Here is a 15,464-nt window from a genome sequence, read left to right on the forward strand (position 1 = left end):
CCTTTTAGCCCTTGCCCACATTCCCGGCCCCCGCCCGGCCCCCTGCCCGACGACGCCGCCTACAGCTTCTCGCCCGACGACGCCGCCTACAGCTTCTCGATCGCCGCGTGCCGCAGCACCAGCCACACCACCTGGTCGCCGAAGTCGATCTGCGCCTGCGCCCGCGGCCCGGCCCCTTCGACCGCCAGAACCCGCCCCAGCCCGTAACGCTGGTGGTTGACCCGATCGCCGACCGCGAAGTTGGGCACCTCCCGCTGCAGCTCACTGGCCGTGGAGAGCTTGGACGCGTCGAGACCGAGCCGGGCCGCCAGCTGCGCCGCCTTCGGGGTGTTGCCGACGAACGACGACGTGCGTGACTGGGTGGCGCCGGAGGAGCGGCCGCCGACGCCGGCGCGGCCGGACCAGCTCGTGTAGGCGGCGTCGGTGCGTTCCCAGCGGATCAGCTCGGGTGGGAGCTCCTCGAGGAAGCGCGACGGCGGGTTGTAGGACGGGGCGCCCCAGGCGGAGCGGGTCACGGCGCGGGAGATGTAGAGGCGCTGGCGGGCCCGGGTGATGCCGACGTAGGCCAGGCGGCGCTCCTCCTCCAGCTCCTTCTTGTCGCTCATCGCGCGCTGGTGCGGGAAGACGCTGTCCTCGAGGCCGGTGAGGAAGACGACCGGGAACTCGAGGCCCTTCGCGGTGTGCAGGGTCATGAGGGTGACGACGCCGGTGTGGTCGGGGTCGTCGGACGGGATCTGGTCGGCGTCGGCGACGAGGGAGACCTGCTCGAGGAAGCCGGCGACGCTCGGGGGCGGGGCGGTGGTGGCGTCGCCCTGCTCGGCCGCGACGGTGATCGTGGCCTCGGCCCGCTCGGTGTATTCGCGGGCGACGCTGACGAGCTCCTGGAGGTTTTCGACGCGGCCGGCCTCCTGCGGGTCGGTGCTCTCCTCGATCTCGGCGAGGTAGCCGGAGCGGTCGAGGGCGGCCTCGAGGACCTCCTCGGGCATCGCCGTTTCCGCCAGGGCGCGCAGGTCGTCGAGCAGGGCCACGAACTCGCCGATCGCGTTGACGGCCCGGGTCGAGATGCCGGGGGCCTCGCTCGCCCGGCGCAGCGCGGCACCGAACGAGACGCGGTCGCGGCTGGCGAGGGCCTCGATGCAGGCCTCGGCCCGGTCGCCGATGCCCCGGCGGGGGGTGTTGAGGACGCGGCGGACGCTCACCGTGTCGTCCTCGTTGGCCACCGCCCGCAGGTAGGCCAGCGCGTCGCGGACCTCTTTGCGCTCGTAGAAGCGGACCCCGCCGACGACCTTGTAGGGCAGGCCGAAGCGGATGAACATCTCCTCGAACACGCGGGACTGCGCGTTGGTGCGGTAGAACACGGCGACGTCGGCCGGGCGGACGCCTTCGTTGTCGGAGAGCCGGTCGATCTCGCGGGCCACCCAGTCGGCCTCGGCGTGCTCGGTGTCGGCGACGTATCCGACGATCTGCTCGCCCTCGCCCTGGTCGCTCCACAGCCGCTTCGGCTTGCGGTCGCTGTTGCGGCCGATCACCGAGTTGGCGGCGGACAGGATCGTCTGGGTGGAGCGGTAGTTCTGCTCCAGCAGGACCGTGCGCGCGTTGGGGTAGTCGCGCTCGAACTCCAGGATGTTGCGGATCGTCGCGCCCCGGAACGCGTAGATCGACTGGTCGGCGTCGCCCACCACGCAGAGCTCGCCGGTGTCCCCGACCAGCTCCTTCACCAGCATGTACTGCGCGTGGTTGGTGTCCTGATACTCGTCGACGAGCACGTGCCGGAAGCGCCGCCGATAGGACTCGGCGACCTCCGGGTGGCTCTGCAGCAGGTGGACGACCCGCATGATCAGGTCGTCGAAGTCGAGCGCGTGGGCCTCGGTCAGCCGCTGCTGATAGAGCGTGTAGGCCTCGGCCAGGGCCCGCTCGGCCGGCCCCTTGGCGGTGCCGGCGAACTTCTCGGGGTCGATGAGCTCGTTCTTGAGGTTGGACACCTGCGTCGCCAGGCCCCGCGGCGGGTAGCGCTTCGGGTCGAGGTCGAGCTCCCGGGCGACGAGCTGCATGAGCCGGCGCGAGTCGTCGGCGTCGTAGATCGAGAACGTCGACTTGAGCCCGGCGTGGTCGTGCTCGTTGCGCAGGATCCGCACGCAGGCCGAGTGGAACGTGGACACCCACATCAGCCGGGCGCGGTTGCCCACCAGCTTGGCGACCCGCTCCTTCATCTCGCCGGCGGCCTTGTTGGTGAACGTGATCGCGATGATCTCGCCGGGGTGCACGTGGCGGGCGGCCAGCAGGTAGGCGATCCGGCTCGTGAGCACCTTCGTCTTGCCGGACCCGGCGCCGGCCACGATGAGCAGGGGCTGCCCCTCGTGCGTCACCGCGTCACGCTGGGGGCCGTTGAGCCCGTCCAGCAGGTCGCGCATCGGGGGTCGGGGCGGCGCCGCCGGAGCTTCGGGCTGCGGCGGGCGAGACTGAGGTACTACGAACAGAGCATCCATCGCAGCCGCGACTCTACGCCGACGGTGTGACACTTTCCGGGGCGCGACACCCATCCCGGTTCGTACGGGTGACCGAAAACCGACCCGTCCCAACTTCCGGAAGGTCTTTCCGGTCGCGTTGAGGCCGTGCGATACTCGGCTACGTGATCGAGCGGGCGCGCTACTTTTTTTACGGCTACCGGAGTCCGGCAGCCGTAGGTCGCGCCTGATCGCAAAACCTACCGACGCCCCGGGCTCCGAGCCCGGGGCGTTCGCGTTCCGGGGCCGGATGCACCAGGCCTGAAACACAGGGGACGAGCAGAAATGGTCACCACCACCATGGACCAGCAGCCCACCACCACCCCGGACGAGCACATCCAGGGCCTGCGCCAGCGCATCGACGAGATCGACTCCGCCCTCGTGGCGCTGTGGAAAGAACGGGCCGCGATCTCGCAGGAGGTCGGCAAGACCCGCGTCGCCGCCGGCGGCACCCGCCTCGTGCTCTCCCGCGAGCGCGAGATCCTCGAGCGCTTCTCCCAGGACCTCGGCGCCGACGGCACCCAGCTGGCCCTGCTCATCCTGCGCGCCGGTCGCGGGCCGCTGTAAGCGGTCTAATAGGAACATGACCTTTCCTCCATCGGCCGCGCCGCTCACCGACGTGCAGCGCGTGCTGTGCGTCCTCGCGCACCCCGACGACGTCGACTTCGGCTCCGCCGGCACGATCGCGACCTGGGTCGATGCCGGCCTAGAGGTCAAGTACCTCCTCGTGACCAGGGGCGACGCCGGCGGGTTCGACGACACCCCGCGCGAGGAGATGCCGCTCCTGCGCGAACGCGAACAGCGCGCCGCCGCCGCGGCCGTGGGCGTGAAGCAGGTGGAGTTCCTGGAGGGGTACCACGACGGCGTCCTCGAACCGACCATCGCCCTGCGCCGCGACATCACCGCCGCGATCCGCCGTTTCCGCCCTGACCGGGTCCTGACCAGCTCACCGCTGCGCCGCTGGGACCGCCTGGCCGGCCCGAGCCACCCCGACCACCTGGCCGCCGGCGAGGCGACGACCTGCGCCGTGTACCCCGACGCCCGCAACCCGTTCACGTTCACCGACATCGGCCTGGACCCGTGGACGGTCCGCGAAATCTGGTACAGCGGCGGCCCCAGCCCCGACCACATCGTCGACATCACCGACGTATTCCACCGCAAACTCGCCGCGCTGCGCGCCCACCTCTCACAGACCGGCCACCTGGACGGCTTCGAACAGATGCTCCGCGACCGCCACGCCATGGTCGCCCGAGCCGGCGGCCTCCCCGACGGCCGCCTGGCCGAGGGCTACTCGGTCTTCGCCACCGCCTGAGCCGCGCCGATTCCCGAACATAAGCCGGAGCAATTGCATTGCTCGGGTCCGCGTGACTCGCGGTCCGCTCCTCCCGCGAGGCCCCGGTCGGCGCCGGAGCGCCTCCCTTCCGACTCCGCCGAGCGAAAGGAAGAAGCACCGGCTGGTTGCCGGCCGGCCGGGGTGCAAGGCCGACCTGCGCCGCTGCGGTTGAGGGCGGCGGCGCAGGTCGGGTGGGCTAGTGCCAGGTGGCGATGACGGTTCGGCCGCCTACGACTCGGTCGCCGGGGGCTACCTCGGGGGTGGCCTTGTCGGCCGGGAGGTAGACGTCGGTGCGGGAGCCGAAGCGGATCAGGCCGAAGCGTTCGCCCTTCGCCAGCAGGGAGCCGATCGGGGCGCGCTGGACGATGCGGCGGGCGATCAGGCCCGTGCGCTGGACCACCGCTACAGGGCCGTGTGCGGTCTCGAGCAGCGTGTAGGCCGCGACGTTGTGCTCCGCCTCGGGCTTCATCGCGGCCGCGTAGCCGCCGTCCTCGACGAAGTAGTCGACGACCTTGCCGGCCACGGGGGAGCGGTTGACGTGGACGTCCAGGACCGAGAGGAACACGGCGATGCGGAGGAACTCCATGTCGCCGAAGCGCTCGTCGTGCATGCGCTCGACGCCGAGGACCTTGCCGTCGCTGGCGGCCACGATCGCGGTCGCGTCGTCGGGCACGTCGCGCTGCGGGTCGCGGAAGAACGCCGCCACCGGGGCCGCGGCCAGGGCCGGGACCAGCCACAGCTTCGACTTCGGGCGGGCCGCCTTGGCCAGCGCGGCCAGGCCCAGGGCGATGCCGGCCGCGGCGACGCCGTTGGAGTCGATGTTCATGCCGCGGGTCAGCGGAACGCTCGACGGGCGCAGCGCCGGGAGCAGGTTGGCGGCCGCGCTGTGGTGGGCGGGCGTGAGCCGGAGCCGGTGGACGCGGACCGGCGGGACGTTGCGCAGGACCAGGTCGCTGCCGACGCCGTACAGCGCCGCCTGCCGCTCGACCTCGTCGGCGGCCCCGCTGGGCAGCCGGGTCGCGGGCACCACGACGGTGAGCACGCCGCCGTCGGCGACCAGCTTGGCCAGGCCGGCGAGCACCTCGCGGGCCTCCTCGGCGCCGCCGGTCAGCGCCTCGGCGTGGATCACCACGTCGGCGGGGTCGGCGGCGTCGATCGAGTCGATCACCCGGGTGCGCTCGACGACCCAGCGGCCCTGGCGCTCCACGTGCTCGCGCAGGGCCGCGGCCCCGCCCGGGCCGGAGCCGACCACGGTCAGCCGGTCGTCGGGCAGCAGTGCGTCGATCACCGCGGCCAGGGCCGGTGAGCCGGCGGCCGCGCCGATCACCAGGCCGGTCTTCGGGCCGCCGTGGCGGGCGAGCTCGGAGGCGAGGACCCGGGCGGCCCGGTCACCGATCTGGGTCGGGCGGCGGGAGGCGCCGGACGTGCCGCCAACGGGAAGCTGGGTCATCTCGGAAGGGCTCCTCAAAAGGTTGTCATGGTCGCTCAGGGACTCGGCCCGCGAACGCAAGCCGGCCGACGGGGCATGAACCCCGTCGGCCAGCATATTCCGTGCCGCGATGAGCCGTTCCACATCCTTGGCTCGCGGGCCCGGGCCCCCCGCCCGAACCCGATCGGCTCAGGTCCCCCACCCGAGCCGTCCGCCCAGCCCCCCGCTGAGCTTCACCGAACCGACCGCGCCGGGCCCCCGCCCGAGCCCGGTCATCCCGGCCCCCATCCGGGTCAGTCGGCGTCCAGGTCGTAGTCGAGCCCATCGCCGTTCGACTCGGCCTTGCCGCGCTGCGGTTTGTCCGAGCGCAGTGCCCCCAGCAGGCCGAGCCCTCCGAACAGGATCAGGCCGACGGCCACGATCCAGCCGGCGTTCAAGTTGACCGAGACGGCCTGGTTGAACAGCCAGACCACCACGATTCCCAGGAAGATCAGTCCGAACGTCAGCGAGACGCCGTCCAGACGGTGTGGCTTCATCGGGTCACCCTCACATCACCGAATTGCGTGTCCAGGTCGAGGGTCAGCTGGCCGCCCTTGCCCTGGCCGTCGGCCCCGTAGTCGGTGACCGTCGTCGACTGCTTGAACCCGCCGCACTGCGTGTCGAAGACCTGGCAGTCGCCGGCCTGGACGCGCACGTTGACCGTCACGTCCACGTTCGCCGGCACCGTGATCCGCATGTCGCCCGCCCCGACGTGGAACGAGATGACCGTCGGCATCTCCTGCGCGGTGAAGTTGAGCTCGGTGAGGTCGGCGCTGACGTCGCCGATGTCGGTCGAGTACTCGTCCCGCAGCTCCTCGAACGTCGTCGGAGCAATGTAGATGTTGGCCGTGCTGCGCGGGATGGCCACGTCCGCCGCCGCGGTCGCGATCGCCAAGGCGATGCTCAGCACCGCCCCGAGCAGGATCAGCACCCGGGCCCGCCCCAACCAGGCTCCGGTGATCAGACCAAGAGCGGTGATTGCCAGTGGTACTGCGAAGAAGGTGCTCGTCTTGAAATCGGCCACGGTCACCTCGAGCGCCGCGAGCACCCCGAGCGACAGCAGGATCAGCGAGAACGTGATCCGGCCCAGGCGCGACCGCTCCTTCGGCTTCTTCACCCGCGGCACCGGTCCCAGCCCCGGATAGGGCGCGCCCGGAGGACCCGGCGGGTAGCCGAGGCTCGCGGCGTAGGGGCTGCCGGCGAACGGGCCGCGCGGCGCGAACGGCGGGCGGTATCCGGACGGGGCACTGCCCGGCATCGGCGGGACCGGCGGCAGGGGCGGCACCGGCGGGAACGCCGGCATCGGGGGCACCGGCGGGAACGACAGGCCGGTGGGCGCCTTCGGCTCCGCGTAGGCGGCGGCCTGCGGGATCAGCGGCGGCCCCGGCTCGTCGGCCCGGTCGTCACCCAGGTCAGCCGTCGTGCCCACGCTGCCCGGCCGCGGCTCGGGCGCCTCGGGGGCGTCGGCCATCTCGAACCCTCCAGGTGCGGTCGGCGCCGTCGGGCGCGGTGGCGGGGCGCCGAACGACGGCGCGCCGAACGACATGGGGCCGAACGAAGGCGCGGGCCCCGGCTGGTACTGCGGTGCACCGAACGGCGCGCCCGTGGTCGCGAACTGGCCCGGAGCCGGGTTCGGGATGGGCGGCGGCACGTACGGCCCCGGCGGCGGCGCCTGCTGATTGTTGCCCTGACCGCGCACGACCAGCGCGACCACGCCGATGACGACGGCCAGGCCGACCAGCGCGGCCCCGAAGTTCTGGGACATGACCAGCAGGAACGCGAGCACCGCGAACACGCCGATCGCGATCGCCAGCGGCGCCGACGTGCCGGAGCGGCCGCGCCCGAGCAGGGCCTCCAGCGGGGAGCCGGTGTCACCCTCGGCGGGCAGCAGGAGCCAGCCGAGGAGGTACGCGACGATGCTCACCCCGCCGGCCAGCGTCAGCACGGCGAAGATCACCCGCCAGAGGGTGGGGTCGGTGTTGGTGGCGCGGCCGATGGCGGCGCAGACACCGGCGACGTAGCGGCCCTGCTGCGGCCGGACGAGCAGGGCCCGGTTGAACCCGGCCCCGAACGGCGGCGGCGGCGCTCCGAACGGCGGCGGCATCCCACCACCGGGCATCCCACCAGGCGGCATCCCTCCGCCGGGCATCCCTCCGCCGGGCATCCCTCCGCCGGGCATTCCAGCGCCGGGCATCCCCGCGCCGGGCGGCATGCCTCCAGGTGGTGGCGGTGTGGCCCCACCAGTCGACGGCGGAGGCGGAGGAGCGTCCCAAGCGGTCGAGGGCGGCGGTGCGGCGGTGGCGGCGGCGAACTGCTCGTCCGCGGCCTGCTCGTCCGTGGCGTGCTCGTCCGACAACGGCTCGGGCGTGGTCTTGGCGGCGGTGTGCTCTTCGGTGATGGCGTGCTCGCTCACGGTGGCGTGCTCGTCTGTGGTCTCAGCGGGCCAGTCGAGCGTGGCCGGCGGGCCCGGTGGGGTGTAGTCGGCCTCGAAGCTCGGAGCGGTCGGCGGCTCTTCCCGCTCGTCGTCGGGGGTGTTGGCGACGGGGCGGGGCTCAGGCCGTACCCCCGAAGCGTCCAGGTCTTTGGTCTTCGACTCGGCGTCGTGGGAGTCTTCGGCGGCTGGGCGGGGCTCGGGCTGTGCACCCGAATCGTCCGGTTTTGCATCGCCGGCGCCACGGGAAGCGGCGTTGGCGGCCGGCTCGTCGGCGGCGGGCGGGTTCGTCATGCCGTCAATGCTCGCGGACGGACGGGGCCGCCGCCTCCGGCATCGACCCTGACGGCACCCTGATTCTGCGGCTCCGGGCCTCTCGGAGTGGTTTTGTGTCCCGCATCCGTGTGACGATTCGGAGGTGAGCAGCCCGTTCCCCGTCCGCCGCCTGTATCGCGAACCCGCCGACCGGGTCGTCGGAGGCGTCGCGGCCGGCCTCGCCGCGCATCTCGGTGCGTCGGTGGTGCTGGTGCGCGTGGCGTTCGTGGTGCTCGCCGCGTTCAACGGGCTCGGTGCGCTGCTCTACGCCGCGTTCTGGGCGGTCCTGCCGATGCCACCGCACGGGCGGGGCGGCGGGCGCAACGTCAACCAGCTGTTCTCGTTCCTCGCGCTCGGCGTCGGCATCGTGGTCCTGCGGCTCATGCTGCAGCCCGACGGCCGCACGGGCGTCTCGGCGGTGATCGGCTGGCTCGCCGCGGTCATCGCCCTCGGCGCCGGCATCATCTGGCACCAGGCCGACCCGAAACGCCGCGAGCGCTGGTCGGCGGCCGTGCCCGGGATGCCGTGGCTGGGCGCGGTGATGGACACCAACCGCAAGTCCTACCTGGTGCGGTTCGTCGGCGGCGGCCTGCTCGTGGTCGCCGGGATCATCGGCGTGTTCGTGGTCGGCGTGCCGCTGCGCGGGGTGCCGTTCTCCTCGATCGGCTACGGGCTCGGCTTCGCCGCCGTGGCCCTCGCGGGCGTCGGGCTGGCGTTGGCGCCGCTGCTGTACCGGATGTTCACCCAGCTCAGCACCGAGCGCGAGGCCCGGGTCCGGGAGCAGGAGCGGGCCGAGCTGGCCGCGATGATCCACGACCAGGTGCTGCACACGCTCGCCCTCATCCAGCGCAACGCCGGCGACGTCAAAGAGGTCCAGCGGCTGGCGCGGGGGCAGGAGCGGACGCTGCGCAACTGGCTCTACAAGCCGACCGCCTCGCCCATGGAGAAGTTCAGCGCCGCCCTCGAAGAGGCGTCGGCCGAGGTCGAGGACACGTTCGCGATCGCGGTCGAGACCGTCGTCGTCGGTGACGTCGACGTCGACGAGAAGGTCGGCGCGATCGTCGCCGCGGCCCGGGAGGCGCTCGTCAACGCGGCCAAACATGCGAAAGTGCAGACGATTTCGCTGTACGCCGAGGTCGAACCCGACTGCGTCAGCGTCTTCGTCCGCGACCGGGGCGCCGGCTTCGACCTGGCCGCCGTGGACGATGATCGGCACGGGGTGCGTGGCTCGATCATCCTGCGCATGCAGCGTCACGGTGGCCGGGCGGAGATTCGCAGTACCCCCGGCGAAGGCACTGAAGTGCGCCTGCACATGCCGATCGACACCGAGGCCAAGCGCCGCAAGCACGCTTCGGCGACATCGGCCCCGGCGACGGCATCGGCTTCAGCGACTGGTTCGGGTTCAGCGACTGGTTCGGCTTCGGCTTCAGCGGCTGGTTCTAGTGAAAGCGGAGAGCGATGAGCACCGACGAGACCACCCCGCGCCTGCGCGTCTTCCTGGTCGACGACCACGCGATGTTCCGCGCGGGCGTCCGCGCCGAACTCGGCCTGCACGTCGACGTGATCGGCGAGGCCAGCGCGGTCGCCGAGGCGGTCCAGAAGATCGCCGCCCTCGAGCCCGACGTCGTCCTCCTCGACGTCCACATGCCCGACGGCGGCGGCCGCGCCGTCCTCGACGCCATGCGCCGCACCCACCCCAACGTGCGCTTCCTGGCCCTCTCCGTCTCCGACGCCGCCGAAGACGTCATCGGCCTGATCCGCGCCGGCGCCCGCGGCTACGTCACCAAGACCATCTCCCCGGACGAGCTCGCCGACGCCATCCGCCGCGTCGCCGACGGCGACGCCGTCTTCTCCCCCCGCCTCGCCGGCTTCGTCCTCGACGCGTTCGCGGCCCGCCCCGACACCCCCGTCGCCGACCCGGAACTGGACCAGCTGACCAACCGGGAGCGCGAGGTGCTACGACTGCTGGCTCGGGGGTACGCGTACAAGGAGATCGCGAAGGAGCTCTTCATCTCCATCAAGACCGTCGAGACGCACGTGTCGAATGTTCTGCGGAAGCTGCAGATGTCGAACCGCTACGAGCTCTCCCGCTGGGCCGCCGACCGCCGCCTGGTCTGAGCTGTCGCTGCTCTTGGGTTGAAGCGCCCGGCAACGATGCGGATCACTGTCGACTGCGCTGCCTTGTCGTCGGGGGCTTGGTCTTGGCGCCGTGGGTTCGGAATGCGGGCGCGTGCGGCGGCGGCGGGACGTTGCGGCGCGCGGCTGTCGTGGGGGTTTCCTCGGGGTCGGGTCGCGCTTCGTGCGGCCGGTGAACAGTCCCCAGGAGCGCAGGTCGGTCGGTGCGCCCGGTGGGCGGGCGTTTGAGGCCCGCCAGGGCCGATGCTTCTTCCTTTCACTCGGCGAAGTCGGAAGGGAGGCGCCCCGGCGCCGACCGGGGCCTCGCGGGAGGAGCGGACCGCGAGTCACGCGGACCCGAGCAATGCAATTGCTCCGGCTCTTCCGCCCTTGGCAACAGACGGCCCCCGTTCCCCAACGTGCGGGAAGCGGGGGCCCAGATACTGGCGTGAGGGGCTACGCGGGCTGGTTGTCGTTGCGGTGCTTCAGCCAGAGGAGCGGGCCGCTGATCAGGTAGGCCAGGACCACCACGACGAAGGTGACACGGTAGTTCACGAAGGCGCCGATCACCGGCAGGACCAGCAGCCACGGCGGGAGTTTCAGGAGGCGGGCCAGTTTCGCGTAGGGGAAGCTGGAGACCATCGCCAGGCCGAGCAGGACCACGCCGGCGATGCGGAGGGCGGCCGGCATTTCCGGGGCGATCAGGGTGCCCAGGGCCAGGACGGCCGCGCACATGGTCGTCGGGACGCCGCAGAAGAAGCGGCCGTCCTTCGGGGAGACGTTGAAGCGGGCCAGGCGGATCGCGGCGGCCGCGGCCACGAGGGCGCAGGCCGGGACCAGGAACCAGCCGGGGGCGGAGCCGTTGAGCCAGGCGTAGACGACCACGGGGGCGGCCAGGCCGAAGGAGCACATGTCGGCCAGCGAGTCCATCTGCGCGCCGAACGGGCTGGCCACGCCCAGGCGGCGGGCCAGGAAGCCGTCGAGGCCGTCGAAGACGACGCAGGCGATGAGCAGGGCCGCGGCCGCCCGCACGTCGCCCTGGTTGACGGCGATGAAGATGGCCGACAGGCCGAGCATGAGGCTGCTCAGGGTGCAGGCGTTGACCAGGGCGAAGCGGATGCGGCGGGCGATTGTGCGCTCGCCGGGGAGCAGTGGGATGGCGAGCTGGGCGGGCTCGTCGTCGACGTGGGGAGCTACCGGCGCGGCGGGGACGACCGGGGGGCTGATCGGGGCCAGCGTGGTCAGGTCCCGTGACAGTCCGTCACGACGGCGCATCCGCAGGCGGGGCAGGCGGACGCGGCCGGTGCGGGTGTCGGTCTCCGCAGCGGGCACGAGCAGCGAGGTGGCGCCGGCAACGTTGCCTTCGCCGCGGCGGCCGACTCGTCCGGCGAAGAGCACCTGACGGGCGAGCGAGCCGCTGCGTCGCAGCCGTCCCGCCCATTGCCGTCCGCCACCGGGGCGCGGGCTGTCCGTGGTGCGTCGTCGCTGCCAAGGTGTGCTCGGCACTGATCCTCCATGTAGGAACGAGGTTCCCACGGTCCGTTTTTCCGGGGCCTTTTGACCCTCGTTGTCCGGTTCGCGAGTAGGTCTCGCGATCTACACGGTCTCATATCAGGTCGCGCTTGGCGATGCCTCAGGTAGGAAACCGCCGGGAAGGACGAGTCGTGGAACTACTCAGTGTAGTAATTCGGTTAACCTCTAGTCCATTTTAACGACGCTCGTCACTCCCCCGATGCGGGCCGTCCCGCCGCCCACTGGACCACTTCCGTGACGGTCAGACCGGACAGCTCGTCCGGCTCGAACCAGGCCGCCCCGGCGGTCGATCCGCCGACCGCCTCCGTCACGCTCGGTGGCGACGGCTCACGCACCAGCACCCGGTAGAGGGCGCGGACGGCGTGCCAGTTCATGGGGTACCCCTCCGGCCCCACGAGCCCCGAGCTGCGCCGGTGGGTCACCCCGAGCAGCTCGACGATCTCGCCGCGCTGACCGGTCTCCTCGTACAGCTCCCGCAGCAGCGCATCGGCCGGCTGCTCGCCGACGTCGGTGCCGCCCCCGGGCAGGTGCCAGCGGCCGGCGCCGGGGAAGCCCTGGGCGATCTGGGTGAGCAGGACCCGGCCGGCCGGGTCGGTGACGAGGCCGTAGGCGGCGAACCGCTGGCCCTTCGGGAGGTCGGACCGGGCCTCGACGAAGGCATCGGCCACCGACTCCCCCGAAGCGGGGACGACATCGAACACGACGCGATCCTCATGGAGATCGTCTGTGATCAGTGCGAGCACAGCGTGTACCCCCGAAACCACAACCGGTGTGCCGGAGCGCTCGCGGAACAGCCGGACCACGGCGGACGCGGGGTTTTCCCCGTGCCGGATCGGGCCGCCGATCTCCTCGGCCGCGTCCGGCAGCCGGCCGTAGACGGTGATCACCCGTGTCTGCGTCATGGTGATCAGCGTAGGCCGACCCCGCGAAGGGCCTCCTCGGTCACCTCGGTCAGCGGCAGTTCGTCGAGCTCCTCAGGGTCGAACCAGCGGGCCTCGGCGGTCGAGCCGCCGACGTCGTGGATCACCGGGCGGCTGGAGCGGGCGACCTGGACGCGGTAGAAGGCGCGGACGCCGTGCCAGTCGATGGGGTAGCCCTCGGGGCCGAGCTGGGCGGCGTCGCGATGGCTGGCCACGCCGAGCAGCTCGACGATCCTGCCTTCCTGGCCGGTCTCCTCGACGAGCTCGCGGATGAGCGCCACGCCGGGCTGCTCGCCGAAGTCAGTGCCGCCGCCGGGCAGGTGCCAGCAGCCGCCGCCGGGGTATCCGTCGGAGATGCGGGTGAGCAGGACCCGGTTGCGCCGGTCGGTGCAGACCGCATAGGCGGCGAAGCGCTGGGCCCGGTGCAGCCCGTCGGGGCCGGGCACCGCATAGAACGAAGGGATTTGGGGGGTACCGTCCGGTCGTATATCGGCCGCCGCCTCCGGCAGACCGAGCGCGTCGGCGGTGAACCGGCGCAGCGGCAACTGCTTGGCCTCTTCCAGCGTGACCCAGCGGGCGAGGTCGGTGGGCTGGCCGACCCGGTCGCGCAGCGCGCCGCCGCGGACCGTGACCTCGTAGATGAGCCGGTCGGTGTGGATCGTCAGTTCGCGGGCCGGGAGCGCGCGCATGTCGGCCAGGACGTCGCGCAGCTTGACCACGGCGACGGACAGCCCGGTCTCGGCGGCGGTCTCCCGCACGACGGTGTCGACCGGGTTCTCACCGTGGTCAACGGCGCCGCCGGGCAGCGACCAGACGCCGGGCGTCCCGGACTTGGCCGAGGCCCGCACAAGTAGCACGGTGTCGCCGTCGGTGCACACGCAGTAAGCCGCGATGCGCCGCAGCGGTTGTAACGCTGGAGTCACGGAGATAAATTGTCCGGCTTTTGGCGGCCGTGACAAGAGGTCAGACACCCTGAAGTGTTGAGTGAATTATTCCTGCCAGGGTGGGTGGCCGGGGAGGCAGCCGGGTCACTCCCATTCAATTGTGCCGGGCGGCTTGGACGTAACGTCCACGACCACGCGGTTGACCTCCCGGACCTCGTTTGTTATCCGGGTCGAAATCTTGGCGATCAGCTCGTGCGGCAGCCGCGACCAGTCGGCCGTCATGGCGTCGTCGCTGGAGACCGGGCGCAGCACGATCGGGTGCCCGTAGGTGCGGCCGTCGCCCTGGACGCCGACGCTGCGGACGTCGGCCAGCAGCACGACCGGGAACTGCCACACGGTGCGGTCCAGCCCGGCCGCGGTGAGCTCCTCGCGGGCGATGAGGTCGGCCGCGCGCAGGATCTCCAGCCGCTCCTCGTCGACCGCGCCGATGATCCGGATCGCCAGGCCCGGCCCCGGGAACGGGTGGCGCATGACGATCTCCTCGGGCAGGCCGAGCGCGGCGCCGATCTGGCGGACCTCGTCCTTGAACAGCGTCCGCAGCGGCTCGACCAGCTGGAACTGCAGGTCGTCGGGGAGCCCGCCGACGTTGTGGTGCGACTTGATGTTGGCGGTGCCGGTGCCGCCACCGGACTCGACCACGTCCGGGTAGAGGGTGCCCTGCACGAGGAACTCGACGTGGTCCTCGGCGTCGAGCTCGCGGGCGGCGGCCTCGAACGTGCGGATGAACTCGCGACCGATGATCTTGCGCTTCTGCTCCGGGTCGGTGACGCCGGCCAGCGCGCCGAGGAACGTCGCGGACGCATCGACGACCTTCAGGTTGATCGCGGTCGCGGCGACATAGTCCTTCTCGACCTGCTCGGCCTCGCCCGCACGCAGCAGGCCATGGTCGACGAAGATGCAGGTCAGCTGGTCACCGACGGCCTTGTGAACGAGGGCCGCGGCGACCGCGGAGTCGACGCCGCCGGACAGGCCGCAGATGACCCGCTTGGCGCCGACCTTGGCCCGGATCGCCTCCACCTGCTCGTCGATGATGTTGCTCGACGTCCAGGTCGGCTCGAGGCCGGCGATGTCGTAGAGGAAGCGGCGCAGGATCTCCTGGCCGTGCGGGGTGTGCGCGACCTCGGGGTGGAACTGCACGCCGGCCAGGCGGCGCCCGGTGTCCTCGAACGCGGCGACCGGCGCACCCGGCGAACCGGCGGTGACCGTGAAGCCGGCCGGGGCGGCGGTCACGCAGTCCCCGTGACTCATCCAGACCGACTGCTCGGCCTCGAGATCCCGCAGCAGGACGCCACCGCCGCCGGCGATCGTCAGGGCAGTACCCCCGAATTCGCGGTTGCCCGTGTGGGCGGCCTCACCGCGCAGGGCGACGGCCATCGCCTGGAAGCCGTAGCAGATGCCGAAGACCGGGACGCCCGCCGTGAACAGCGCCGGGTCGACCTGCGGCGCGCCCTCCTCGTAGACCGACGAGGGGCCGCCGGACAGGATGATCGCCGCGGGCCGCTTGGCCAGCAGCTCGGCGACCGGCATCGAGCTCGGCACGATCTCCGAATACACGTCGGCCTCCCGCACCCGGCGGGCGATCAGCTGCGCGTATTGGGCACCGAAGTCGACGACGAGCACTGGCGGCGGCGTGGTCATGTCGCAAAGGGTAGTCGGAGAGCGGCCGGAGCCTCCGCCGGGACCGCGGGACGTGACGGAGGTATCGGTGCGACCGGACGGTAGGGCTCCCCCAGGTCCGGGCGCGGATCCGGCTCGCCCTTGTCGGGCCACATCGACGCCGCCCGCTCGGCCTGGGCGGCGATCGTCAGCGACGGGCGCCGTTGACGACGCCTTCGGAAAACTCGTCGCCGGCGAACGTCGTAGCGCATGTCCGATAGTGACTCACCGGTAACTTGGCCGGA

General features: G+C 71.9%; 12 protein-coding genes and 1 pseudogene. 4 read left to right on the plus strand and 9 right to left on the minus strand.

The genetic code is table 11. The features are described 5' to 3' along the window. Positions 1-86 precede the first annotated feature (86 nt). The gene (gene pcrA, locus ACIA8L_RS38270; RefSeq protein ID WP_395912361.1) at positions 87-2,486 is read right to left on the minus strand and encodes a DNA helicase PcrA; all 2,400 of its coding nucleotides are present in this window, start codon (positions 2,484-2,486) and stop codon (positions 87-89) included. A 303-nt stretch (positions 2,487-2,789) separates the two neighbouring features. On the opposite strand from pcrA, the gene ACIA8L_RS38275 reads away from it, so the two are divergent. Further along, the gene (locus ACIA8L_RS38275) at positions 2,790-3,071 is read left to right on the plus strand and encodes a chorismate mutase (RefSeq protein WP_395912363.1); all 282 of its coding nucleotides are present in this window, start codon (positions 2,790-2,792) and stop codon (positions 3,069-3,071) included. A 16-nt stretch (positions 3,072-3,087) separates the two neighbouring features. Next, positions 3,088-3,816 carry a PIG-L deacetylase family protein gene (locus ACIA8L_RS38280; protein WP_395912365.1) on the plus strand — a complete coding sequence of 243 codons (729 nt, stop codon included), beginning with the start codon at positions 3,088-3,090 and terminating at the stop codon, positions 3,814-3,816. A 217-nt stretch (positions 3,817-4,033) separates the two neighbouring features. Here ACIA8L_RS38280 and ACIA8L_RS38285 read toward each other — a convergent pair whose 3' ends face one another. The 3 genes from ACIA8L_RS38285 to ACIA8L_RS38295 form a co-directional block, all read right to left on the minus strand. Further along, positions 4,034-5,287 carry a phosphatidylserine decarboxylase gene (locus ACIA8L_RS38285; RefSeq protein WP_395912366.1) on the minus strand — a complete coding sequence of 418 codons (1,254 nt, stop codon included), beginning with the start codon at positions 5,285-5,287 and terminating at the stop codon, positions 4,034-4,036. Positions 5,288-5,559: 272 nt separating this feature from the next. Further along, positions 5,560-5,802 carry a hypothetical protein gene (locus ACIA8L_RS38290; protein WP_395912368.1) on the minus strand — a complete coding sequence of 81 codons (243 nt, stop codon included), beginning with the start codon at positions 5,800-5,802 and terminating at the stop codon, positions 5,560-5,562. Next, positions 5,799-8,030: a PspC domain-containing protein gene (locus ACIA8L_RS38295; protein WP_395912370.1), complete on the minus strand. Its 2,232-nt coding sequence runs from the start codon at positions 8,028-8,030 to the stop codon at positions 5,799-5,801. The genes ACIA8L_RS38290 and ACIA8L_RS38295 overlap by 4 nt, the downstream gene beginning before the upstream one ends. Before the next feature lie 124 nt (positions 8,031-8,154). Between ACIA8L_RS38295 and ACIA8L_RS38300 the strand changes: the two genes are divergently transcribed. Both ACIA8L_RS38300 and ACIA8L_RS38305 read left to right on the plus strand, forming a co-directional pair. After that, the gene (locus ACIA8L_RS38300; protein WP_395912372.1) at positions 8,155-9,513 is read left to right on the plus strand and encodes a sensor histidine kinase; all 1,359 of its coding nucleotides are present in this window, start codon (positions 8,155-8,157) and stop codon (positions 9,511-9,513) included. Next, positions 9,510-10,169 carry a response regulator gene (locus ACIA8L_RS38305; RefSeq protein WP_395912373.1) on the plus strand — a complete coding sequence of 220 codons (660 nt, stop codon included), beginning with the start codon at positions 9,510-9,512 and terminating at the stop codon, positions 10,167-10,169. Before ACIA8L_RS38300 ends, ACIA8L_RS38305 begins: the two co-directional genes overlap by 4 nt. 453 nt (positions 10,170-10,622) lie before the next feature. Here the strand turns inward: ACIA8L_RS38305 and ACIA8L_RS38310 are convergent, their stop codons facing one another. The 5 genes and pseudogenes from ACIA8L_RS38310 to ACIA8L_RS38330 all read right to left on the minus strand — a co-directional run. After that, positions 10,623-11,594, minus strand: a complete 972-nt coding sequence (locus ACIA8L_RS38310) for a CDP-alcohol phosphatidyltransferase family protein (RefSeq protein WP_395912865.1) — start codon at positions 11,592-11,594, stop codon at positions 10,623-10,625. A gap of 293 nt (positions 11,595-11,887) precedes the next feature. Continuing rightward, positions 11,888-12,601, minus strand: coding sequence for an NUDIX hydrolase (locus ACIA8L_RS38315; RefSeq protein WP_395912375.1), 714 nt, complete (start codon positions 12,599-12,601; stop codon positions 11,888-11,890). Between the two features lie 5 nt (positions 12,602-12,606). Further along, positions 12,607-13,542 (minus strand): NUDIX domain-containing protein, encoded by a 936-nt coding sequence (locus tag ACIA8L_RS38320; RefSeq protein WP_395912377.1) that lies wholly within the window; start codon positions 13,540-13,542, stop codon positions 12,607-12,609. A gap of 105 nt (positions 13,543-13,647) precedes the next feature. Continuing rightward, positions 13,648-15,201: a glutamine-hydrolyzing GMP synthase gene (gene guaA / locus ACIA8L_RS38325; protein ID WP_395912378.1), complete on the minus strand. Its 1,554-nt coding sequence runs from the start codon at positions 15,199-15,201 to the stop codon at positions 13,648-13,650. Further along, a pseudogene (locus ACIA8L_RS38330) lies at positions 15,198-15,377 on the minus strand (cholesterol oxidase); the annotation flags it as partial. The gene guaA and the pseudogene ACIA8L_RS38330, both read right to left, overlap by 4 nt. Positions 15,378-15,464: the final 87 nt, after the last annotated feature.

Origin of the sequence: Dactylosporangium sp. NPDC051541, assembly GCF_044454505.1 — a bacterium.
GTDB lineage: Bacteria > Actinomycetota > Actinomycetes > Mycobacteriales > Micromonosporaceae > Dactylosporangium.

Coding starts and splice junctions, on each gene's coding strand:
- pcrA (WP_395912361.1), bottom strand. CDS start 2,486: ATGGATGCTCTGTTCGTAGTACCTCAGTCTCGCCCGCCGCAGCCCGAA.
- ACIA8L_RS38275 (WP_395912363.1), top strand. CDS start 2,790: ATGGTCACCACCACCATGGACCAGCAGCCCACCACCACCCCGGACGAG.
- ACIA8L_RS38280 (WP_395912365.1), top strand. CDS start 3,088: ATGACCTTTCCTCCATCGGCCGCGCCGCTCACCGACGTGCAGCGCGTG.
- ACIA8L_RS38285 (WP_395912366.1), bottom strand. CDS start 5,287: ATGACCCAGCTTCCCGTTGGCGGCACGTCCGGCGCCTCCCGCCGCCCG.
- ACIA8L_RS38290 (WP_395912368.1), bottom strand. CDS start 5,802: ATGAAGCCACACCGTCTGGACGGCGTCTCGCTGACGTTCGGACTGATC.
- ACIA8L_RS38295 (WP_395912370.1), bottom strand. CDS start 8,030: ATGACGAACCCGCCCGCCGCCGACGAGCCGGCCGCCAACGCCGCTTCC.
- ACIA8L_RS38305 (WP_395912373.1), top strand. CDS start 9,510: ATGAGCACCGACGAGACCACCCCGCGCCTGCGCGTCTTCCTGGTCGAC.
- ACIA8L_RS38315 (WP_395912375.1), bottom strand. CDS start 12,601: ATGACGCAGACACGGGTGATCACCGTCTACGGCCGGCTGCCGGACGCG.
- guaA (WP_395912378.1), bottom strand. CDS start 15,201: ATGACCACGCCGCCGCCAGTGCTCGTCGTCGACTTCGGTGCCCAATAC.